This window comes from Veillonella sp. ACP1, from assembly GCF_000286635.1.
GTDB classification, from domain to species: domain Bacteria; phylum Bacillota; class Negativicutes; order Veillonellales; family Veillonellaceae; genus Veillonella; species Veillonella atypica.
Genome location: NZ_ALKL01000001.1, coordinates 1 through 23,271 on the forward strand (window position 1 = coordinate 1; position 23,271 = coordinate 23,271).

Consider the following 23,271-nt stretch of genomic DNA (forward strand, 5'->3'; position numbering starts at 1 on the left):
CGGATAAAAGCTGATGTAGGTAAAATTTTAAGAGATTTATGTAATAGAAAAAATGTAGAGATTATAGAGGCAGAATGCTGTCCGGATCATATTCATATGTTAGTAACTATTCCACCACATTTAAGTGTATCACGTTTTATGGGATATTTAAAAAGCAAAAGTAGCCTCATGATATTCGATAAACACGCAAATTTAAAATATAAGTATGGAAATAGACATTTCTGGTGTAGAGGATATTATGTGGATACAGTGGGAAGATACGAAGGAGCGATAAAAGAGTATATTCGCAATCAATTACAAGAAGATATAGCACAAGATACATTAAACTTTAAAGAATATACCGACCCGTTTACGGGTGAGCCGGTAAAATAGGCAAAATAAAAGCCCCCGAGTAGGGGGCAGCCAGTGGTAATAGAGTGGTTGTCAGATCATTCAAAGCCCTCTTTAGAGGGCCACCACTAGAGAAAGACCCTTATAGGGTCAGAGCAAACCACCCGTTCAACGGGTGGTTATGATTTTTCGTCCGTTTTAGCGAACGAAATGGTATTTATTTTTTAGCGATTGTATATAATCGTGTGCCATTGTCTTCGGTGGTGATAAGCTCGAATTCAGGATCGATAGCTTTCACAAAGGCCTCGAACCATGTTTGGTATGCGAGCATCATGAATTTAGGGTCTACGCCTGCAGTGCGCCAGTAGCCAGCTTGTAAGCGGTGGTCGCCGACCCATGTGAAACGGTCAGCGCTGTCCTCAACGATTTGGTCGCCGCCGTCGCAAGGCATGCCGTTTACATAGAAGTTTTGAAGGGCGTTGTAGATGGCTGGCGCCGTATGTTCTTCGAGGCTATCTTGGGCCACAACGCCGCATGCTTGACCTTGTACAGCGAAGGCATCGAGAATAGCGGTTACTACGTGAATAGCATTTTCATCAGCATTTGTATCGAGCATGTCTTTGATGAAAGCCGCTTCGCGGACGGATGCTATGTTGATTTGGTTCGAGAGCCAACCGTGAATGTTGTTATGGTCGATAATGTTTTCCAATGGAATGCTAGGGTTAATTGGTTCGCCGTATGTATCTACGGAGATGGAATGTAATTCCTCAGCAAGATCGTCTACGACCTTTGTCGTTTTTTCAAGAATTAAGTTTTCACGCTCTACGAGCAATTGGATTTTGCGGTATAACCAGTAGTGAATGTGACCTAAAAATGCGGACATGTGAAACTCCTTTATATTAATTATGCACCTTTGCGGGCAGTTTCTAGTTTGTTAAGTAAATCGTACACGTTGACGCCGTGGATTTCAGCGGCTTGCCATAGTGGTTCCATCGTAGAGGATGGGCAACCGAGGCAACCCATGCCGATGCTTTGTAGTACAGGTACTGTATTTGGATAGATGTCCACGATATCGCGGATGATTGTATCCGGTGTAATTGGTTGACCTGGTTCAAGGCGTGGCGTCTCAACCTCTGGATCATTGCCGTGACCTGGCAAGTTAACAATAGGTTCTGCTGCTTTTACTTCTGTAGGAGCCCCTTCAAGGTCGCCTAGTACAGCTTCTTTGAAAGCCTCTAAGCCGATGCGGTCGATGAATTCACCCATTCGTTCGATTTGTGCATTTGCTTTGTAATATTCGATGATGCGGTCCACAAGTGCAAGGGCTTCTTTTTCTGTTGTTACCTCTGCAATGAGGTCGCCAATGCGTGGATGCGCACCGCCACTGCCGCCAGCGTAGATGCTCCAGCCTTCAACCGTACCGATTACGCCAACGTCCTTCATGCGGCTTTCAGTACAAGAATTAATGCAGCCGGACACGCCGATCTTCATCTTGCTAGGCATTTCTTGGGACAAATATTTGCGTTCCAATTGCATGCCAAGATGCACGCTATCTTGTTTAGCCCGTTTACAAAACGTTGTGCCTGGGCAAATCTTGACGCTGCGCACGCGGTTGGACACCATGTACGCCGGCTCCATGCCGAGCATGTCCCACGCTGCGTCTACGTCCTCAGCTTTCAAATTCGTAATCATAATGCGTTGGCTGCCGGTTAGTTTAAGAACAGCGCCAAATTTGTTCGCCACATCAATGTATTTTTGTAATTGATCTGGTTGAATAAAACCCGCTGGAATGCGCGGTGTAATAGCATAACGGCGTTGGCCGTTTTTAATTCGTTGTAAATTTCCTGCGATTTGAGCCATTGTAATCCCCTCTAAATTGTAATGAACTACTTATATTTTATCATATATTTTCACTGTGAAAGTCTCTATTAGCACATGCTAGAGATGATGCGTTTCGACGGTGATGTACGTCCAAACGATACATGTTCTAGAGAGCTAGTAAGAGATCGTTATGAAATGATTGTTATCATCATTTCAAATTACATATACTAGTATAATTCATTTTACAATAAAATAATGTGTCCCAAGCTACAAAAAAGCAAAAATTTTTGGCACTGTTTCACGTGAAACTAAATACAAAAGTACGGCCCTAAACCTTGATTTGGGGTCGTTTTTTCATGGGGAAAAATATTATTCCTCTTTTTGAAACGAATTTGCTTGTCACGAGCCTCTTTTTGGAATGTATATAGGTGAAAGGAGGTGATCAGATGGCTGAACTAAAACGCACAAAGTTAGTGTTACGTTTTAATATCGGTACGGAAGAAAAACCGAAGTACAAAGACGTCACTTTCACACGCGTCGCTGAAGAAGCTACTGATGATGCGGTCAAAATCGTCGGTACCGCATTGGCTGGTCTCTATGAGAACACCATTGCTGACGTAATACGCGTCAACGAAGTATCCCTTGGTCATTAATGTGCTTTCACTCATAATAGTTAGCACATAATGGCTGCGTGAAGGTTCGTAGTAATCCAAACCCTGTGGACCTATCGCGATCATTCCCATCCTTATGTATATGAATTAGAAAGGAGTGCCCAACATGGCTGATAAACGTGTGGTATATCTTAAATTTGCTACAGTCGATGGTAAAAGCGCATCGATCACAATTAGTGGACCTCGCACTGGCCTTACTTTGGAACAAGCTAAAACGGCAGCTAATGCGCTAGTAGCGAATAAGGTAATCTTAGGCTCTGGCGACGCTCCATTGGCAAGCTTTACCTCTGCCAGTGAAGTATCTACGCAAAGTAGAGATTTGCAATAAAACAATATATCGCTAATGCATAGATAATTCTATCCCATCTGTGCTTAGCACAACTATCGCTGTTATGCGATGAATATCTTATCCCTGGTCATATGATAGCCTCGGAACCTGTCATATGCGCCTCCCAGCGGGCCGCTCTTCGGAGTGGCCCGTTTTGTTGTATAATGAACCTAGAATTATCTTGATGTAGGAGGAACGATGAAGGTTCTATACGATACAATTTTGAAAGCAACTTATACAGGCCGTCCCAATCGTTTTGTGGTGACCTTAGATCTTAATGGTGAAAGCGTACTTGCCCATTTACCAAATCCAGGTCGTATGTGGGAATTGTTATTTACAGGTGTTACGATGTACATCGTGCCTCATGATAAGCCTGATGCGAAGACGAAGTATCGCGTTGTAGGCATTGAACGTGATGGCGTTGTTATCATGCTCGATACGAATTATAGCAATGATGTAGCAGAGCATTTGATTGAAAACAAACTCATTCCTGGTTGGGAACAATGGCGTGTTGTACGTCGCGAATATACGGTAAAACTACATGGGGCGACATCACGCTTTGATTTACTCCTCACTAACGACGATGGTGAAGAATTCCTGTTAGAGGTTAAATCCTGCACCTTGTTCTCCAAGACCGGTGCCATGTTCCCCGATGCTATCACAGAACGAGGACGCAAGCATTTATTGCACTTACGGGAACTTCAGGATGAAGGATACCATACGGGTGTGCTATTCCTTGTACAATGGGACCAAGCTAAATGGTTCTTGCCGGACTACCATACGGATTTAGAATTTGCCACGACCTTTAAAGAAGTGGCACCATTCCTCGACTGGAAAGCCGTTGCTGTGGCGTGGGATGAGACTTTCACAATGCCTACCGTGACACGCGCCTGCACCTATCCGAGCTATGTTCTCGACAGCGAAGCGCACGATAGCGGCGTATACATCATGGTGATGCACCTTGACCATGAACTAGATCTCGAAATCGGATCTAAGGGCATGATGCATTTTAATGCAGGTTATTACATGTATGTCGGCTCCGCCAAGGCGAACCTTACAAAACGCATTGAGCGCCATAAGAGAAAACGTAAGAAAATGCATTGGCACCTCGATTACTTCCGGGGCTATTGCGAAATGATTGCGGCCGTGCCCATTCGCACAAGTGGACTGCCCCTTGAAAGCTGGAGCCTTACTCACGAACCATACCCATCCATGCCGAGCATGCCAGACCCTGATGATGTAGACGTGAGCGTCGAATGTGCTTTAGCTGATGCGGTACGTGCCATTTCCGAGTGGGACGTGCCAAAATTTGGCTGCTCCGACTGTGATTGCACGAGCCATTTGTTTGGTATGACTGAAAATCCAATACATAATAAGGCCTTTATGGATGTGGTAGAAGAATTTAGGATGAATCAACTGGATTCCATAATTGTTGAGAATTAATAAAGTAGCATATTTGAGATGTGTTAGTAGTTATTTCCAAAATGGAAACAACTGCCTCTGATGATATGTTAAAAAAAGACGTGTAAATCAATTTGATTTGCACGTCTTCTATATGTATTGAGATTTTATGCTGAAGGTAAATTAGAAAGGTTTTGAACTTGTTCCAAAATGGAACAGGTTTAAATAGAAAGTTTAAGGATTGCAATCCCTAAATATGTTATAATTAAATTGTACAGGGATTGTAATCCTTGAACTTTTTAAAATAGAGTTGAATTAGGATTGCTGTCCTAAAATATATACATTGATTGTATTTTAACAGTGATATAGTGTTAGGAAAAGGAGGTTATGATGTCTTTAATTCAACGTGAGCAATACTTAGATTTTTTGAGGCGTCATAAAGATCAAGATGTAATAAAAGTCGTTTCTGGTGTGCGTCGGTGCGGTAAATCTACATTATTTGAATTATTTAAACAAGAATTATTAGACAGTGGTGTTAAACCAAATCAAATTATCTCTATTAATTTTGAAGATTTAGAGTTTGAACCGCTACAGGAGTATCATGCCCTCCATGAGTATATAGTAGAACGATTGATTCCAGAGACTCCCATGTATGTATTTTTAGATGAAGTGCAGCATGTACCACAATTTGAAAAGGTCGTAGGTAGTTTATTTATCAAACCTAATGTAGATATTTATATTACCGGTTCAAATGCATATTTTATGTCCTCTGATATTGCTACATTGCTAACGGGGAGATATGTACAAATAGAGATGTTACCTCTTTCTTTCAAAGAATTTCACAGTGCATATAGTCAGCAAAATTTATCAGATATGGAAATATATAATTTATATATTGAACATAGTTCATTTCCAAGATTAGTGCGTGTTGAGGATGATGAAAGCATTGATGAATATTTAGAAAGCATTCTTAATACAGTTGTTTTGAAAGATATTGTAACGAGATTAAAAATTACAGATGTTCCTTTATTATTGGATATTATAAAATACTTACTGGCTAATATAGGAAGTCTGATTAATCCTACAAAAATTGCGAACACTCTTACTAGTTATGGTCGTAAAACGGACAATAAGACGGTTGAGAAATATTTACAAGGTCTTAAAGATGGTCTTTTAATCTATGAAGTTGATCGATTTGATGTAAAGGGGAAGGCATTATTACAGCGAAATGCTAAATATTATGTTGTAGATAGTGCATTCCGTAAGTTTTTATTAAGTCGCACAGATTCAGATCGAGGTCATATATTAGAGAATATAGTATATTTGGAATTGGTTAGACGTGGATATCATGTGTATGTGGGACATCAACAAAATGGAGAAATAGATTTTGTTGCTAAAAAACCACATCGTTTAGAATATTACCAAGTCAGTTATACCGTAATGGAAGATGCTACATTACTACGTGAATTATCACCGTTAGAGCAACTTGATGATAACTACCCTAAATATTTACTTACAATGGATGTATTACATAAAACAGATAACCATAATGGTATAGAGCAAAAGAATGTTCTGGATTGGCTATTAGAATAGGCGGGGCAGCTTTCACAAAAATCCTGATAACAATAGCGCTAAACCCACAAAAATGCTATAATAATATGATGAATTATAATCAGTGTTAGTAAAATGAGGTGAGATTGTGGCAGACCAACAATGGTCCCACGGGAATATTCATCCCGTTCAGATTGATAAAGAAATGAAGAACGCTTATATCGATTATGCGATGTCCGTAATCGTAATGCGTGCTCTTCCAGATGTGCGCGATGGCTTGAAACCAGTACATCGTCGTATTTTGTACGCGATGCACGAAACAGGCATGACGCCAAATAAACCGTACAAGAAATCCGCTCGTATCGTCGGTGACGTACTCGGTAAATATCATCCACATGGTGATAGCTCTGTTTACAACGCAACGGTTCGTTTAGCGCAAGATTTCAATACGCGCTACCTCTTGGTAGACGGCCACGGTAACTTTGGTTCCATCGACGGCGATAGTGCTGCTGCGATGCGTTATACCGAAGTACGTATGGCAAAAATTACGCAAGAAATGCTCGCTGATATCGACAAGGAAACTGTTGATTTCATGCCGAACTATGATGAAAGCTTGCAAGAACCTACCGTATTGCCAGCGAAGATTCCAAATCTTCTCATCAATGGTTCCAGCGGTATCGCCGTAGGGATGGCGACAAATATTCCGCCGCACAACCTTAATGAGGTTTGTAATGGCCTTGAAATGCTCATCGATAATCCAGATGTGACTGTGGACGAATTGATGACAAAAATTAAAGGTCCAGACTTCCCGACTGGTGCGCTCATTTTGGGCCGAGAAGGCATTAAAAAAGCGTACTCCACAGGTCGTGGTAGCGTGAAGATGCGCGCTCGTGCAACCATTGAAGAAATGGCGAAGGGCAAGCATAAAATCGTAGTGACTGAGATTCCGTACCAAGTTAACAAGGCTCGCGTCATCGAGACGATTGCGAACTTGAGCCGTGACAAGGTTATTGATGGTATCACAGCACTTCGCGACGAATCTGACCGTCAAGGTATGCGCATCGTTATAGAATTGCGCGCTGACGTGCAACCAGATATCGTTCTTAACAAATTATATAAACACACTCAACTTCAAGAATCTTTCGGCGTGATTATGTTGGCCCTCGTAGACGGTCATCCTCGCGTATTGAATTTGAAAGAAGTATTGGGTTACTACTTAGATCATCGCCTCGATGTCATCGTACGCCGCACTCAATTCGAGCTTAACAAAGCTGAAGCGCGTGCTCACATCTTGGAAGGCTTGTTGATTGCCCTCGACCACATCGATGAAGTTATCGCTACAATCCGCAGTTCTCAAACTGATGAAATCGCACGTAACGCATTGATGCAAAAATTCGGGCTTTCAGAAAAACAAGCAGTAGCCATCCTCGACATGCGTTTACGCCGTTTAACAGGCTTGGAACGCGAAAAAATCGAAGAAGAATACAAGGAATTGTTGGCATTGATCGAAGATTTGAAAGCTATCTTGGCTAGCGAAGCGCGTCAACGTCAAATCATCAAAGACGAACTGGAAGATATGAAGAAGAAATACGGCGATCCTCGTCGCAGTGAAATCACAATCGATACGTCCGACCTTGATGTAGAAGACCTCATCGCTGATGAAGAAATGGTTATTACCTTGACTAAACAAGGTTATATCAAACGGATGAACGCGAACGTATATCGCAACCAACATAAAGGTGGCGCTGGCGTTATTGGCATGAAGACGAAGGAAGACGACTACGTAACGCAAATTATGCATGTTCGCACGCATAATACATTGTTGTTCTTTACGTCCACAGGTCGCACATATCGCCTCAAAGCGTACGAAGTGCCAGAAGCAGGTTCCCGTAACTCTCGTGGTACCGCTATGGTCAACGTATTGCCACTCGCTGTGGGCGAATCCGTTACGACTATGATCGACCTTGAACGCATCCATGAAAATGTAAACTTATTCATGGTTACTGAATTCGGTGTTGTAAAACGCACGGCTATCGAAGAATACCGCAACATCCGTCGTTCTGGCCTCAATGCGATTAACCTTGACGATGGGGACCGCTTGATTTCTGTAATCGTAACCACAGGCAACCAAGATATCCTAATCGGTACGAAACTTGGCATGGCCATCCGTTGCAACGAAGAGGACGTTCGTCTCATGAAACGTGCGGCTCATGGCGTTCGTGGTATCAAATTGAAAACAGGCGACGTTGTTGTAGGCGCTGGTGTTCTTGAGTCTGATGAAAGCGAAGCACAAGTGTTTACTATTTCCGAAGAGGGGTATGGTAAACGCAACGAAGCGGATGCGTACAATGTACAAAAACGCGGCGGCATCGGTACAAAGAACTTCCGCATTAACGATAAAACTGGCGATGTAGTAGCCGTTGAAGTCGTTCACAATGATGACGAAGTGATGCTCATTTCCGAACAAGGTAAAATCATTCGCTTTAACATGAATGACATTGCTGTGAAAAAAGGCAAAGCCATTTCTGGTGTGAAAACACAAAACCTCGACGAAGGTGATAAGGTAGCAAGCATTGCTGTAATTCCTGCATCTGAAATCGAAAGCGAAGACTAATATCGTATATGTCATATAGATTTGTTTGTATTCTATATGCAAAGTAACGAAAATATACTATATCTAACATAGATATGCACAATTGGCGATCACCTAAGTGGTCGCCACTCGTGTTATACAGGACGAGCAGTTGCTTTATCTATAAGGCCCTGACGTTCTGTAGAGAACAAACCACAATCATGCCCATATATAGTTGAATGAATAAAGGATTGAATAGGAGAGAATGATGAAAAAATGGTTAGCTGCCATCATGGCAGCAGGATGTATATTTTTCGGTGGCTTTGGCGTAGCCAATGCTGCTGATTGGTACTACGTTGATGCGGACACAGACGATTCCGCATGGTTTATCGATAACTCATCTGTGTTTAAAACAGATTCTATGGCTCGTATTTTGGTGAAAGCCAACAATGTAGAAGGGTATACCTATATCTACACCGTTGAAATCAATCGCCCAGATAGCACATGGACAGAAGTCAACGCCACCGTGTATAGCCAATCTGGCGTACCTTTGTTGAGTAGCAATGAAAAACAAAAACCTGTGAAAATTGAGAAAGATACAATAGGGGCAGAAGTAATGCAGGCCCTTTGGGGAAAATAATTTAATATAGATGTTTTGAAACCTCGCTCTGAATATTAGCATTCTGGTGTGGTATGTAGAAATGGATGGTGTCTAAAAATCCTCCACCGGCCGGGTCTGACTTCGGCCTACGGCCTTCGCAGGGCCAAAGTCTGTTTTTAGACACCATCCATTTCCCAACCTATCCTAGCAACATATTCAGAGCGAGGTTTCTTTTTATTCTACATTAAAATTATTTTCCTCAAAGGTCATCCACAGTGAAGGTAAAGTTGGTTTTCGATTCCCTACTATTCTTTTCTATATCCTGAATACAAAATCAGAAACATAAGCATTTTTTATTCCTTAGAATTTTATTTTTCCGAAAGGGCCGGAGAAGGAAGATATATTTTTATTTATTTATCGCCTAAATTGTATTAAAATTAGGGGAGAAATGTTCGCTTAGGGGAAAGGTGGTGCGGTATGCGTAGTTTTGATTATCGGTGGCTCGAGGATTGTCTGTGGGATGGTGAGGTTGTGTCGTTGGTGTCTCAGATTCATGAGTATAAGGGGCGACAGGATTTGTTTGTGTCTCAGCGGCCTAGTAGTGTAGCGCGGTTGGTAGATATTGCGAAGGTGCAGAGTGTGGAGTCGTCGAACCGGATTGAAGGGATTGTGACGACGAAGGCTCGGATTCGGTCGTTGGTAGCGGATAAGGTGATGCCTCGTAATCGGGATGAGGAAGAGATTATGGGGTATCGCGATGTGTTGAATACGGTACACGAAAATTACGAGTATATCGATTTGACAAGGCAAATTGTACTGCAGTTGCATCGCGATTTGTATGCGTATTCCCACAAGGGGATTGGCGGACAGTTCAAGAATGTGCAGAATTCGATTATTGAGCGGCTTGCGGATGGTTCTGAGGTGGAGCGCTTTAAGCCCTTGGCACCATATGAAACGCCGGCTGCTATAGATGACATTTGCCATAGTATTAATGCGGTTCTCCAAGATAAATCGGTGAATCCATTGCTTGTGATTCCTGTATTTATACACGATTTTTTGTGTATTCATCCTTTCAATGACGGCAATGGGCGTATGAGCCGATTGCTGACGACGTTGCTCTTGTACCAAAATGGGTACATGATAGGTAAGTTCATTAGTTTAGAGCAAAAAATCGAGCGTACAAAGGATAGTTATTATGCGGCATTAGCTCAATCCGGCGCAGGTTGGCACACAGGCGATGAGGATGTAGTCCCTTTTGTCAAATATATGCTTCGCGTTATTTTGGCGGCTTATCGTGATTTTGAAAGCCGCATCGCCTTGCTGAATACGTCGTTATCTGCAAAGGATCGTATAAAAATCATAATTACTGCCACTATTGGGAAGATTACGAAATCTGGAATTCTTGAGAAACAACCAGATATAGCTGTATCTACTGTTGAAAAAGCCTTGAAAGAACTCGTAGAAGAGGGCTTTATCGAACGTCATGGCGTAGGACGAAGTACATTTTACGTAAAAGTATCGCAAAAAATTAGCTTTCACGCAAAATACATTTAATATATGGTATAATAAATTAAATTTGATTTTATACGAGGTGAAATATATGAAAAAATTACTAGGTACATGTTTAGCTGCTGCTGCAATTTGCGCATTCGGTTTCGGTTCTGCTAGTGCTGTTAACTGGCAAGTATTTGGTCAAGATAGTGCAGGTATCACTTGGTCCATCGATCAAGATAGCGTTCAAAAAAGCGATAAAACTGCAACTGTAATGATCAAAGCTCAAGATTCTGAAGGTTATCATTTCATCGCAACTGAAGAATTCAACCACAAAAAGAAAACTGTAAAAGACCAAAAGGTTGTATTGTATAACCCACAAGGTTACGCAGAACGTGAAGATAAAGTTGATGGCAAAGATCGTCCAGTTGTTGCTGGTTCTCCATCCGAAGCAGTTTACAACTTCTTATGGCCACAACAAGCAAAACAAGGTAAAAAATAATATACACCTTATACGACAAAGCAGCTCGAAAGAGCTGCTTTTTTGTGTTTATATGCAGAGTATGAGTTTGAGCTATAGGACAAAACGTGTGGGTGAAAACCCTTATAACACCAGATAATATCTGGTCTGATGAGGCATGTATCTTCTTTGCTAATTTAGTATAACGTAATATAGTATATCGTAATATACTATATCGTGTTATACTAAACGCCAATTCCTACTATCCTAGTTCGTTGATGAATGGCCTCCTTATTTGTTATGCTAGTAATATAAGAGAAATTAAAACTTTCACAATAGGTATGATTATACAGAACGAGGAGGTCCTCATGTCCCAATTTGAATTTATCGACAAACGCGTGCCAATCGCGCTCGACAACCCGTCCATTTACCACGATATTTCGAAGTGTAAGAATTGCACCTTGTGCCGTCGCGCTTGCGCCGATGTGATGAGCGTGCTCGATTATTACGATCTTGAATCAACCGGTGATGTGCCAATGTGCATCCACTGTGGTCAATGTGCGGCTGCCTGTCCATTCGATTCCATGCATGCTAGATCTGAGCTTGATAAGGTGAAAGCGGCTATTGCTGACCCAGACAAGATCGTTGTTATCCAAACGGCTCCAGCTGTGCGCGTGGCTATCGGCGAAGGCTTTGGCTACGAACCAGGCACATTCTTAGAAGGAAAAATGGTTAGCGCCCTTCGTAAATTGGGTGCTAATTATGTGGTCGATACGAACTTTGGTGCGGATTTGACCATTATGGAAGAAGCATCTGAGCTTGTAGATCGCCTAAAGAATGGCGGTACCATCCCTCAATTCACATCCTGTTGCCCTGCATGGGTGCGCTTTGCGGAAATTTATTTCCCTGAACTCATTCCAAACTTGTCCAGTACCCGTTCTTGCATCGCTATGGAAGCGGCCATGATTAAAACGTACTTTGCTGAGAAAAAGGGCATCAATCCTGCAAATATCGTGTCTGTCAGCGTTAACCCTTGTACGGCGAAGAAGGCTGAAACTAAGCGGGTTGAGGAAAATGCGGCGGCTCGTTATTACGATGATGAAAGCCTCGGCATGGATACGGATATTTCCATTACCACACGCGAATTTATTCGCTGGCTCAATGACGAAGGTGTTGATTTTGGCAGCTTAGAAGACTCTAAGTTCGATGATTTAATCGGCATGGAAACTGGTGCGTCCATCATCTTCGGTAATACGGGCGGCGTTATGGAAGCAGCTATGCGTACAGCGTACAAGCTCATCACTGATAAAGAGCCACCTCCATATGCATTGACTCACCTTGAAGACGTTCGCGGCATGAACGGTGTTAAAGAAGCGACTGTACAACTCGGTGATGACGTAACATTGTCCGTTGCTGTTGTACACGGTGGTAAAAATACTCGTGATTTCCTTAACACGTTGAAAGAAAGTGGCAAACACTATGACTTCATCGAAGTTATGGCATGCCCAGGTGGTTGTATCGGTGGTGGTGGTCAACCACGTACTAAATTACCACAAGCTGTGAAAACAAAAGAAGCCCGCATTGGCGGACTTTACAAAGCTGATGAAGAATATAAATATGTGGCATCCTATGAAAACCCAGAAATCCAAGACCTATACAAAAACTTCTTGGGTGAACCATTAGGACATAAAGCACACGAACTACTTCATACACACTATACAGACCGTAGTGCACAACTAGGGGACCGCAAAGATGTGGTGCCTGAAACATGCCCTACATCACCTAAATACAAAGGGTAATTATAGTTAGACCCTATCAGCCCCTCAAAGCCGACACGCTACTGCGCTTACGCGGAGCCCGAAGTCGTTTTGAGAGGCTGATAGGGTCTTTCTCTATTTACGTTTGTGGTTTAGGTGATGTTAGGGCATTGTTTTTTTAGAGAGAATACACCGGCCGGGTCTGACTTCGGCCTGCGGCCTCCGCAGGGCCAAAGTCGTTTTTTAGGCTCCCCTGGGAGCTTTCTCTATGTACGCTTGTAGTTTAGGTGATGTTAGGGTATTGTTTCTGGAGAAGGGAGAAAGCCGACACGCTACTGCGATACGCGGAGCCCGAAGTCGTTTTGAGGGGCCGATAGGGTCTTTCTCTATGTACGTTTGTGTTTTTTGTGATATCAGGGCATTGTTTTTCATTTATGGTAAGTAATTTACACGTTTGTGATTGTATACTTGTCTTAAGGATGGTATTGTTATTATAAATTGATCGAGTTTTATGTACCGGGGTTGGTTAGGGTAGTTGTTTGTATTATATCGGGGATACGGAATATGATTGACGAACGGATTGTGGAGAATAATATTTTTAGTTTTGCGACGAATGAGTTGTCGCAGGATGCGTTTATTTGTTGGTGTTTGAATTGGATTAATATGTCTGTTCGCGACGATAATGAAAGCGGGCGTCAGTTTGGAGCTCGATTTTTATCTCGTTTGTTGAACGGGGGCTATGATGTATCTGGTGTTAACCAGATATATATTTTTAGGCAGTTACTTAATATTGATGTGCTTGTATTGGTTCCAGAATTACAAGTAGCTTTAATTATTGAAGATAAAACATCATCACAGGAGCACGGTAATCAGATCAATCGATATAAATACTTGCTTTCAAAAACATTTGAATCAAATCAATACAATGGATTAGATATATATCAACATCTTCCAGATAATAAAAAGGAACAACAGCAAAAACGTGATGGGACTGCTTGCTGGGGCGCGGTGAATAGTATTCGATGGGCATTACGAGATGAACCGGGAGAATTAGATTTGTCAAAGTATACGATTCATACTGCGTATTTGAAGACGGATTGGTTCAATGATGATGACTGGAATACGGTTTGGGAACTGGAGAAGGATCCAAAGGTTAATACCTATGTGGATGGGCCAGAGTTCTTATCCTTGTTACTGTCTTGTCGTGAGTGGAATAATCCAATTTTAATGAGCTTTGTGGATTATTTGCGCTCTAAAATTAGGACTACTATAGAGCATAGCTGTTTTTGGAGATACTATAAGGATGTAGATGGGCATATTCGTTTTTATATCCAAGATACTGCGATTGCCCAACGAAGATTTTTGCAGACTGTATTTAATCAGCCAAATCATGAAGCACCATTTATGGCGAAATTGGAGCAACACGTTGAGGATATTGAGGATTCATATGTATATGGTCGCATAGATGATGCACCTAATACTCATACGATTCAGCATGGCAGCAGCTTTGGTTCACCTTGGTCATTGATGCACTTTTGGAATCGTTCTCTAGACCGCACTGTTGATGCCGATTATTGGGGCTTTCAAAATGCAAACGAAGATGATTTAACCGTTAAACCATATATGTTTTGGCGTGTTGATAAAATTAAAGAAGGCCCCGTTTTGAGTTTGCGGTACTATACATGGTGGGAAAAGGGCGCCGGTGATAATGGTGAAAGCAATACATGCTCATATAAAACACGTGTGTATAATTATATTAAAGAGCGTATATTATCATTAGAGAAGATTTCTGCTAAATTGGAGGCTATTAATAAGCTATATTGTTGTACAACTGATAAGGGAGATATATGCTCTGAAGGTAATTTATATAAGCAATATGAAAACACTCTGTTACAATTTAAATTGCATAAGATACTAATTGATTGGAATGATGCGGATAAGCGTGCACAATTTATATCCTTAATGCGTGATTTAAATGCAGAATTAACGCAGGAGATCGAGGACGTGAAATGGGACCTTGTGCGTAAAGGAGTGCTAAAGTAGAGGTGACCTTATGACAGAGGAAGAGTTATATAATCGTTATCATGAAATACAATCAACATATGTAGAGGTTAGATTTATTGATGGAGAGTCGTTAATAGGTAAGTTGGACTCTTTTGTTTCTGGTGTAAATAATGAGCCAGATGAGGCCTCGATATATGTTGATTGTTATGAATTGTTTGCTAGTGAAATTAGTGAAATAGTAGAGATCTCATGATGTATGAGTAATAGTAGTTAGTATTTATAATTTTAGGGATAGTAATAGCATAGATTATAAAAGACTCGTATCACAGCAAATGATACGAGTCTTTTATGTTTATGTATTTTATTCGTAATAGGAATCAGCTAATTGACCATCTTGGTCTTGAATGATCCAGTTATTGTTGTTTTTTACCATGGTTACATTGCCGGTGAATGTTTGATGTTTGATGCGGCCGTTAACGAGGTCTTTGCTTTCAATGCGATAATTATATACGACGGTGTCTGGTGAGACGGATACAGCTTTTACTGAAAGTAATGTGGTGGATAGGGTTGATTTATATCCATTGCGCCAGTAGTCGTAGGTACCGAGGCTAGCACGTTGTTCATCAGAGAGGTACGTGTAGGCATTAGCAAAGTCTTTATTGGTTAGGTAGCGATAGTAGTTTTGTAATGCTTTTGTACTTTCTTCAACCGCATTATTTTGTGCCACTGATTGTGTATTTGTTGGTGATGGTTGTGGGGCAGGTGTAGCTTTCACAGACGAATTATTACTGTTAGTATTCGTAGAATAGTGGGTAGGTGTTGTATTGTTTATAGGATTAAAACTAGTAGCGATAGTAGCAGCGCTCAAGCCAATGCTTATGCTTATGAGTACGACATAGGCAATGATATACAATGCAGTAGATGTAGAGGTTGGTGACGGCCGGAGTCCATGTTGTCGTTGGATTTCTGGGGTGATTTGGATATAGGAAGTTCTTTCACCATAGTTATTAGTATGTGCATCACCTTTGGTTAGCATTAAGATTAAGAACCAAATGGGTCCTACGATAGGAATAAAGTTGATAAGGAAGAACCAACCAGATTTATTGGTGTCGTGTAGACGGCGGACTGCAATAGCTAAGCCTGGAAGTATTAATGCTAATTCGATAATACCTAGTAGGACATATAAGACGATAACAGTCACGATATTATTAGATACTAATTTAATGATACCCATTATGATAGGGATGATTGTTAGACAAAGAGAAATCATCAAATTATATCTGAAAAATTCGCTACGACTGGCACGACCTTGAAATTCAGCATATTTCTTGGTGAGCACAAATGTAAGTGTGTCTAGTTCATTGAGTTCAAAAGGATCCCAGTCATACAAAGGACTGGTCTTTTGTGTTGGAGAAGTTCTTACTGCTTCTGGTGTAGTTGGTGTGCTATTAATTGGTGTTCCGCAATTGCTACAAAATGAGGTATTGGGTTCTAATGGGGTGCCACAATTGCTACATGTTAATTGTGCTTGGGGTTGGCCGCAAATACTGCAAAATTTGGCGCCCTCCGGTAAGGGGGTGCCGCAATGTTGACAAATCATGATTCTCTCCTTGGCTTGTTTTGTATATGATAAGAATATATTTTAATTTTAACCCTATAAATCATAGTGATTCAAGTGATTTAGTTTCGGAATTTTTTCTTAAATGTTTCTGAATTTTTCATCTTATTGAAATAGACTGCTTCTTTTGATTTTATGCAGTGACAAAGAATGTGAATTGGTTTGGCACTTGTTTTTGAATACGCATAATATAATCGATATCCATCAGCGGTTTCCATATGATAAATAGGGAATCCCAATGAATTGATTTTACTATTATGAGTGGCATCAATTTGTGTTGGATCATCGGCTGCATATAGGCGAGTGAGCATTTTTTGGATATAAACGCGCACTGTTTGATTAGTACTTGTATAATCCGCTAAGAATTGTTTCTCTAGTTCAAATTTTTCGTAAATTTGTTGTAAACCTTTAGCATCATTTAGACGCTTTGCATCGTTCTCATATGCTTTTTCATCTTCCGCCATCAATTGTAGTTGCGTTTCTAGCTCATGAATTTTTTGTGCCGATTGATTTTCTTGGTCCGTCATCCGTTGTTGGAGCGATTTATTTTTCTCTTCGAATTCATAGCTACATTTTTGGTAATAATTAGATTCCTCTTGATATGTTTTATAAGTAAATTTATTAGTAGCCATTACGTAACCCTTCCCTTATATACACATTCATAAAACCTTCATATTTTATATAGTATCATACAACAACCTTTCGGAAAATCGTTTATGTGAAAGCTTTGATATCACTTACTATTTATTGTATATAGTTAAAAAGACAGAGTTGATATACGGAGTAATGTAGATATACTATAAACACAAAAAACTCTACCCTAGATCTTCTAAGGTAGAGCTTTCATCTATAAATCTCTATAATACGATACTTATTGTATCGTATGTTTGTTTGATATATAATTAACATAAGATAGTTAGGCGAGGTTGGGCCTCTCTTCGTCATTGAAGGGAGGGGTAAGCCTATGAGTGATTATGAAATCATTATGCTCCTATTACAGGTGATGACCGTGGTTATCGCCTTTGGGGCGTTAATAGCGCTTATTTGTCTAGGAAAAGACAAATAGCCCTTCATTTCCACTAACCCGGAGATTAGTAAAAACGAAAAGGCCATTTCTCAAAATTTTATGTTTTCCGAGATGAGCCTGACGCAACTACTCGTCTGACTATCTTCTTATATTATAACGACGGTTTAGTTCATCGTCAAATATAGATGATGTAAGTTGTTGCTATTGAGGAACTAATAGAGTTTTTGTCTAGGAAAAGACAAATAGCCCTTCGTTATCTTTGATAATTCGATAACTGAAAGGCCATTTCTACATGTATATGTAATTTAGAGATGAGCCTGACGTATCCACTCGTCTGACTATCTTCTTTTATTATAACGGCGATTTCATTCATCGTCAAATATAGATGATATATGGAGTTTTAGTATATAGTTTGTTATATAGGAGGTACTATGCGTCACGTTACGATTAGTACAACAGGTGTATTTAATACGATTCGGTCGTCCTTGTTCCCGCCGATAGAGGGGAAGGAAACGACGACGTTTTTGCTTGGCTTGGATTTTAATACATGCAGGATCATCCCATTTTATGATGAGGAGCAAGACGATGTGGTTGTCAATGGTCCTCATGTTGAGCTGGAACGGCAGTGGATTCGAGCGTTCGTCAAGGCCGTGTGTGTGGAAATGGGCAAGTCCTTTGAGGCGTGTTGCAATGCGTTCTTGTTTTCTTTGCCCAAGACAAATGGCGCTACTTTGAAGGCAAACATGGTAACATCTGGGACTTGCCAATCGCCGTAGACCCAGAGGCGACACAACCTACATTAACCGAGTGGTTAACCAACTATACACCGAAATTCTCTACCATTGACGAGTATAAGAAGGCATTGGTATCTTGGATGAGTTATGTATTCCATTAAATAATATTGTTTGAATAGTATATATGCATGAAAATAGCCAGTATCTTTGAAGAGAGGTACTGGCTATATCTATGGATTATATAAATTGACTATTGCATTGAAATTTGTGTTGTGTTAAAACAGTTTTAAACATGTTGTGTAGAAAGGCGATACATATGAAACAGTATTTAAAACAATTTGCTACATCAAGATGGTTTGATTTAATCGGCGTGGCACTCGTAGTTGGCATTGCAATCTCTGCAGGGTATCTTAATTCTCGACTTGAGAAATTTGTAGATTGGGGACCATGGACTGCGTTAGTTCCATTTGGCCTTATTTCTGTTATCAATGTTGGTATTTCTATGTTGTCTACACGATTTACTGGCCAATTGAACAAATGGGGTAACTATCTTGGCATTGTTAATACTGTGTTATCAGGTGTAATTGATTTCATTCTTGGTAATAAAGCCGCGATTATTACATATCCTGTTACCTTTATTATTTATACATTTGCTATAAAAAAATGGAAAGCATCGCATGATGGGATTCCTAATACGATGAGTCCATCACAAAAACGATGGGTAGGATCTATGATTACCGTGATGGCTTTTATTTTTTCTATCATAGCTAACTTTATTGGGTTTAGCGGTCATATTAATTTCTTATCGATTCTTACAACGATTGTATTTGCCTTATCTCTCATCGCTAATCTATTTAACGCTCTAAAATTAAATACGCAATGGCCATTTTGGATGGTCTATAATATCGTTCAGCTTCTAAAAGCATTCACTCAAGGAAATTTTGCCAATGTTGGTAAATATGTATTTTATATTCTTAATGCCATTGGTGCATTGCTAGTTTGGAATGATAAAGAAGCGAAATAAACATTTTGCTTGTATTCAGATTTATAGCCAGTATCTCGACAATGAGGTACTGGCTATTTTATGTATAGACAGGCTATAATGTTTATAAAATAAAAGCTTGATGAGGTGCATAGATTGGGGATTAGCATTGATGGTTATTGAAATTACTAAAAAGCATATTATTGTGGCTATTACATGTTTAGCAATTGGTGTTGCTATAGGTGTTGGTACAGTTATGTTGGTCAATCACGAATCAAAGAATATGGGCCAAACGGAGACAACGAGCGCACAAGTAAAGCCAGTTGAGGCACCAAGACAGGAAACGTCAACACCGACAAATCAAGCTAATACTAACTCGATAGATGTGTTTACGTATCGTAATGCCCGATTCGGCTTTTCTGTTCGTTATCCTAGTACATGGGTAAAGGGGCAGGAACCGACTAATGGTGATGGGTGTGTTATATCACCTCAAGATGGAACTATTGAAGTTACCGTATCTGGTTCGAATAATACACTTAATGAAACAACACAAGCAGCTTATTATCGGACTCTTAATGTAGCCAAGCAACGAGGTATACCTGGATTTCATACCGTCAGTGATGATTGGTATGTCGTAACGTATACTGATGGTACATTTATTTATTATGTGAAAGGTTTTGTTGGTGCTGGTTCTGAAAATAAATTGCATATTAAGTATTTACAATCAAAGAAAGATCAATATCAAGATGTAGTACAACAATTAGAAAATGGATTTAACCATGGAAATTTAGATGCAGGGCACTAACTGATGATATAACTATAATCTATATGTTTAAGAGGTGAGTCTATTGAAATATATGCTTGTAAAATTCTTATTGAGTTCTATTCTTATCATTGGTTGTATGGGACAAACTGCGTTTGCCAAAACTGATGATGCAGGTGTTTTAGCCGGATTAGAATCTAATTCGGATATGTACTCTTATTTGAATCATTACCATTATTCTTTATGGCTAGCAGATCATCGTTATTCTAGTCATGATATGTACATCTCTGCGGACCAATCAGTTATTATTTCATTATGGGATTATAGCACACCACCAAGTATGATATATATTACAAAATCAGGATATGCTACCAATAAAGGGGCCATGGTAGGTATGACGCGTAGTGAAGTGGAATCTCTTTATGGACCGCTTCTTGAGGATACTGAATGGGGCCGTCCGGCAGAGCCATATGGCGACATCTACCATGGTTATGATACATATACAGGGTACTATGTGGGCGAATACGTAGGTTATCACAATGAAGGCTTATCTTTTGTGTTCAATAAGTATACAAATCGAGTCGTATTGATTCGGTACCAACGTGATCGACATGGAAATAGTAATGTATTGAGTGATGTAAAAGAATATAACTTACTACCTTATTTACTATAGTGAATAGTATAATGTAGATATGAAAAGAAACCTCTACCTAGAATTTTTAGGTAGAGGTTTATCTATAAATCGGTATAATACGATGCTTATTGTTTCGTATGTTTGTTTGCTATATAATAAGCCTAAGATAGTTAGACGAGGTTGGGCCTCTCTTCGTTATTGAAGGGAGGGGTAAGCCTATGAGTGATTATGAAATCATTATGCTTCTATTACAGGTGATGACTGTTGTTATCGCTTTTGGAGCACTGATAGCGCTTATTTGCCTTACAAAAAGCAAATAGCCCTCCGTTACCGCTTGGTAGCTAGATAAACGAAAAGGCCATTTCCTAAGTAAATTAATTTTCGAGATGAGCCTGACGTTACGACTCGTCTAGCTATCTTCTTATATTATAATAAGGTTATGATATATCGTCAAATTAAGATGAATGAGCGAGTGAGGTATAGTGTTTCTAACTATAATCTCTAAGAGGAGTGTTTTATGTTAAAACGTATTTTTATAATGTTAGCAGTAGCGCTAGCTTTCACCATACCTAGCCAAGCTATATCGATACAGGAACTCAAGTCATCACCGCAGTTTAAGGTGATTTATGAGGTAACGCCTGATGGTCCTAATGCAGATGAGCATACTACATGGTATTTAGATACGAAATCCATAGAGGTATTAGAGTATGCGCCACCTATGTATAAAATTAAAGCCACGGTATATAATGCGTACCAATCGCCGCGGAAAAATGTTATTTATAGTGATTCCTGGATTGTATCCTATGATACTCGTTTGTCACTGGCAAGTCAGGTATATCGCGCGAAACAAGCGGGTGCTTCGTTGACGACAGTTATTGATGCGGCACAGACGAAAACCGGTATGACGGGCACTGAGGAACCATTGGGGAAATTCTCTTTTGACGGACAGTCCCTGCCGGTTCAGGTGAAAGCCTCGACTCGTGCTATTGTGCGCATGGCGCCTAATACAACACGCTATGATATAGCAGATACATTATTCTATGAAGCGTATCGTATGCATTTTGAGGATGTGGTGGTGAAATGAGGCCTATGATGAAAGTACTATATATGGCAATGGCGGTGGCGCTGTCTTGTGTGGTGCCCGCGCATAGCATGTCTATGCAGGAATTACAAAATACTAGCCACTATGAAATGCTTCGTGGCTTTGGTGAAAGCGGCAATGGTGATGGCACCTATATAGATAAGGATTCCATCAAGGCCTCTAACGGGCCGAATGGAACAAAGCAAATTACCATCACACAGTATGTGCTCATGCCTGCTGGTGACACGATTCAGGAAAAGCAGGTTCTTTACACCTTTGATACAAAGCAGTCCTTTGCCAATTTAATTAAGAAATTGGATGCCCATCAATTAGCATCGTATAAAGATCTATGGTTGTCTAAACAAAAGAATTCAGGAATTTAATCTACTATTATTGATTTTAAAGTGTTCCATGTAGATGGAAACCGATATGATGCACAAAGCGAAGCGAGAGATAGACGGATGGCAACGGCCCCTGTAGACTTTGGCTTTGCAGGATATCTTTTGGCAAACCGTCTGTATGAACGTGTATATAGCGTACAATTTGACGATGTAGTTGCGAAATAGGAGGCGCTTATTATGGCAAGTACAGTTATCTTATGAGACATGAAATTTTAAGCTTACAACGGACAGAAATCCTTGAATTAGAAGAACCGTTCTTCATTGGGAAAGTTGGTTCCTCTACGATGCTTAATGATGAGTGAATGTATTATGATGCATTTGGCACCTCGCTTGGGCCGTATGACTGCGCATTCCATCGTTTACCGTACATGCATGAAAGCCTATGAAGAAGAAGCCCAAATGAAAGATGCTTTGATGGCTGAGCCAGAATTTACTGAAGCTTTCACAGAAGACGAAATCGACTATATGCTAGATCCTCATAACTACCTTGGACTAGCCGTTCAATTTGCGGACCTGGTACTACAAAAATACTATCCTATGAATACTAAAAAGCCCGTCTTAAGACGGGCTTTTCTTATATATTTATCCATATATTTACCCATATATTTCTATTATTACTTTCTTGTTCTATCGTATATTAGTTCGTTCTATAATAGACTTAGGATAGTTAGACGAGGTTGGACCTCTCTTCGTCATCGAAGGGAGGGATAAGCCTATGAGTGATTATGAAATAATCATGCTCTTATTACAGGTAATAACTGTCGTTATTGCCTTTGGGGCATTAATAGCCCTTGTTTGTCTCACAAAAGACAAATAGCCTTTCATTTCCACTAATCTGGAGATTAGTATAAAACGAAAAGGCCATTTCTTCATGTTTTTATGTAAGTAGAGATGAGCCTGACGTCACTACTCGTCTGACTATCTACTTATATTATAGGGATAAAGATATATATCGTCAAATTGAGATAAACCTTATAAATACTAAATATATACAAAAAACTTATACGTACTAAAATATAAAATTACTAATAATAGGCAAAGTCT

General features: G+C 40.2%; 24 protein-coding genes. 20 read left to right on the forward strand and 4 right to left on the reverse strand.

Annotated features, from left to right (window positions below):
- Positions 1 to 372 (forward strand): IS200/IS605 family transposase (tnpA, locus tag HMPREF1151_RS00005; RefSeq protein ID WP_038141018.1); only part of this gene is annotated, 372 nt, incomplete at its 5' end.
- 175 nt (positions 373 to 547) lie between these two features.
- On the opposite strand, the gene HMPREF1151_RS00010 is transcribed toward tnpA, so the two are convergent.
- Positions 548 to 1,213 carry a hypothetical protein gene (locus HMPREF1151_RS00010; RefSeq protein ID WP_005375832.1) on the reverse strand — a complete coding sequence of 222 codons (666 nt, stop codon included), beginning with the start codon at positions 1,211 to 1,213 and terminating at the stop codon, positions 548 to 550.
- A gap of 20 nt (positions 1,214 to 1,233) precedes the next feature.
- Positions 1,234 to 2,190 carry a DUF1858 domain-containing protein gene (locus HMPREF1151_RS00015; RefSeq protein ID WP_009660600.1) on the reverse strand — a complete coding sequence of 319 codons (957 nt, stop codon included), beginning with the start codon at positions 2,188 to 2,190 and terminating at the stop codon, positions 1,234 to 1,236.
- 407 nt (positions 2,191 to 2,597) lie between these two features.
- Here HMPREF1151_RS00015 and HMPREF1151_RS00020 point away from each other — a divergent pair, with 407 nt between their 5' ends.
- From HMPREF1151_RS00020 to HMPREF1151_RS00070, 11 genes are all read left to right on the forward strand, one after another.
- On the forward strand, positions 2,598 to 2,804 hold the full coding sequence (locus tag HMPREF1151_RS00020) for a DUF1659 domain-containing protein (protein WP_005375915.1): 207 nt from the start codon (positions 2,598 to 2,600) through the stop codon (positions 2,802 to 2,804).
- 124 nt (positions 2,805 to 2,928) lie between these two features.
- Positions 2,929 to 3,150: a DUF2922 domain-containing protein gene (locus HMPREF1151_RS00025; protein WP_005375863.1), complete on the forward strand. Its 222-nt coding sequence runs from the start codon at positions 2,929 to 2,931 to the stop codon at positions 3,148 to 3,150.
- A 198-nt stretch (positions 3,151 to 3,348) separates the two neighbouring features.
- Positions 3,349 to 4,593 carry a DNA/RNA nuclease SfsA gene (sfsA, locus tag HMPREF1151_RS00030; protein WP_009660676.1) on the forward strand — a complete coding sequence of 415 codons (1,245 nt, stop codon included), beginning with the start codon at positions 3,349 to 3,351 and terminating at the stop codon, positions 4,591 to 4,593.
- 348 nt (positions 4,594 to 4,941) lie between these two features.
- Complete coding sequence (locus HMPREF1151_RS00035; protein WP_005379379.1) at positions 4,942 to 6,144, forward strand: ATP-binding protein; 1,203 nt, start codon at positions 4,942 to 4,944, stop codon at positions 6,142 to 6,144.
- A 106-nt stretch (positions 6,145 to 6,250) separates the two neighbouring features.
- Positions 6,251 to 8,716 (forward strand): DNA gyrase subunit A, encoded by a 2,466-nt coding sequence (gene gyrA, locus HMPREF1151_RS00040; RefSeq protein WP_009660692.1) that lies wholly within the window; start codon positions 6,251 to 6,253, stop codon positions 8,714 to 8,716.
- Positions 8,717 to 8,942: 226 nt separating this feature from the next.
- Positions 8,943 to 9,314, forward strand: coding sequence for a hypothetical protein (locus HMPREF1151_RS00045; RefSeq protein WP_009660658.1), 372 nt, complete (start codon positions 8,943 to 8,945; stop codon positions 9,312 to 9,314).
- 438 nt (positions 9,315 to 9,752) lie between these two features.
- Positions 9,753 to 10,829: a Fic family protein gene (locus tag HMPREF1151_RS00050; protein ID WP_038141023.1), complete on the forward strand. Its 1,077-nt coding sequence runs from the start codon at positions 9,753 to 9,755 to the stop codon at positions 10,827 to 10,829.
- Between the two features lie 46 nt (positions 10,830 to 10,875).
- The gene (locus tag HMPREF1151_RS00055) at positions 10,876 to 11,268 is read left to right on the forward strand and encodes a hypothetical protein (protein WP_005381651.1); all 393 of its coding nucleotides are present in this window, start codon (positions 10,876 to 10,878) and stop codon (positions 11,266 to 11,268) included.
- Positions 11,269 to 11,594: 326 nt separating this feature from the next.
- Positions 11,595 to 13,025: a [FeFe] hydrogenase, group A gene (locus tag HMPREF1151_RS00060; protein ID WP_009660662.1), complete on the forward strand. Its 1,431-nt coding sequence runs from the start codon at positions 11,595 to 11,597 to the stop codon at positions 13,023 to 13,025.
- Between the two features lie 522 nt (positions 13,026 to 13,547).
- Positions 13,548 to 15,026 carry a PD-(D/E)XK nuclease family protein gene (locus HMPREF1151_RS00065; protein WP_038141025.1) on the forward strand — a complete coding sequence of 493 codons (1,479 nt, stop codon included), beginning with the start codon at positions 13,548 to 13,550 and terminating at the stop codon, positions 15,024 to 15,026.
- A 10-nt stretch (positions 15,027 to 15,036) separates the two neighbouring features.
- Entirely contained in the window at positions 15,037 to 15,240 is a 204-nt protein-coding gene (locus HMPREF1151_RS00070) for a hypothetical protein (RefSeq protein ID WP_009660660.1), read from the forward strand.
- Between the two features lie 108 nt (positions 15,241 to 15,348).
- Here the strand turns inward: HMPREF1151_RS00070 and HMPREF1151_RS00075 are convergent, their stop codons facing one another.
- Together HMPREF1151_RS00075 and HMPREF1151_RS00080 are read right to left on the reverse strand one after the other, a co-directional pair.
- A complete protein-coding gene (locus HMPREF1151_RS00075; RefSeq protein ID WP_009660743.1) occupies positions 15,349 to 16,587 on the reverse strand; it encodes a zinc-ribbon domain-containing protein in 1,239 nt (412 codons plus the stop codon).
- 80 nt (positions 16,588 to 16,667) lie between these two features.
- Positions 16,668 to 17,237 (reverse strand): hypothetical protein, encoded by a 570-nt coding sequence (locus tag HMPREF1151_RS00080; RefSeq protein WP_009660665.1) that lies wholly within the window; start codon positions 17,235 to 17,237, stop codon positions 16,668 to 16,670.
- 1,080 nt (positions 17,238 to 18,317) lie between these two features.
- On the opposite strand from HMPREF1151_RS00080, the gene HMPREF1151_RS09745 reads away from it, so the two are divergent.
- The 8 genes from HMPREF1151_RS09745 (at position 18,318) to HMPREF1151_RS09860 (ending at position 22,938) form a co-directional block, all read left to right on the forward strand.
- Complete coding sequence (locus HMPREF1151_RS09745; RefSeq protein WP_009660732.1) at positions 18,318 to 18,527, forward strand: hypothetical protein; 210 nt, start codon at positions 18,318 to 18,320, stop codon at positions 18,525 to 18,527.
- 155 nt (positions 18,528 to 18,682) lie between these two features.
- Positions 18,683 to 19,390 carry a nicotinamide mononucleotide transporter family protein gene (locus HMPREF1151_RS00090; RefSeq protein ID WP_009660725.1) on the forward strand — a complete coding sequence of 236 codons (708 nt, stop codon included), beginning with the start codon at positions 18,683 to 18,685 and terminating at the stop codon, positions 19,388 to 19,390.
- A gap of 100 nt (positions 19,391 to 19,490) precedes the next feature.
- Positions 19,491 to 20,153: a hypothetical protein gene (locus HMPREF1151_RS00095; RefSeq protein ID WP_232197989.1), complete on the forward strand. Its 663-nt coding sequence runs from the start codon at positions 19,491 to 19,493 to the stop codon at positions 20,151 to 20,153.
- A gap of 52 nt (positions 20,154 to 20,205) precedes the next feature.
- Positions 20,206 to 20,784 carry a hypothetical protein gene (locus tag HMPREF1151_RS00100; protein ID WP_227041684.1) on the forward strand — a complete coding sequence of 193 codons (579 nt, stop codon included), beginning with the start codon at positions 20,206 to 20,208 and terminating at the stop codon, positions 20,782 to 20,784.
- A 478-nt stretch (positions 20,785 to 21,262) separates the two neighbouring features.
- Entirely contained in the window at positions 21,263 to 21,829 is a 567-nt protein-coding gene (locus tag HMPREF1151_RS00105; protein WP_009660627.1) for a hypothetical protein, read from the forward strand.
- Positions 21,830 to 21,834: 5 nt separating this feature from the next.
- The gene (locus HMPREF1151_RS00110; RefSeq protein WP_232197990.1) at positions 21,835 to 22,209 is read left to right on the forward strand and encodes a hypothetical protein; all 375 of its coding nucleotides are present in this window, start codon (positions 21,835 to 21,837) and stop codon (positions 22,207 to 22,209) included.
- Positions 22,210 to 22,230: 21 nt separating this feature from the next.
- The gene (locus HMPREF1151_RS09855; protein WP_009660604.1) at positions 22,231 to 22,392 is read left to right on the forward strand and encodes a hypothetical protein; all 162 of its coding nucleotides are present in this window, start codon (positions 22,231 to 22,233) and stop codon (positions 22,390 to 22,392) included.
- Between the two features lie 126 nt (positions 22,393 to 22,518).
- Entirely contained in the window at positions 22,519 to 22,938 is a 420-nt protein-coding gene (locus tag HMPREF1151_RS09860) for a hypothetical protein (RefSeq protein WP_071529957.1), read from the forward strand.
- Positions 22,939 to 23,271 lie beyond the last annotated feature (333 nt).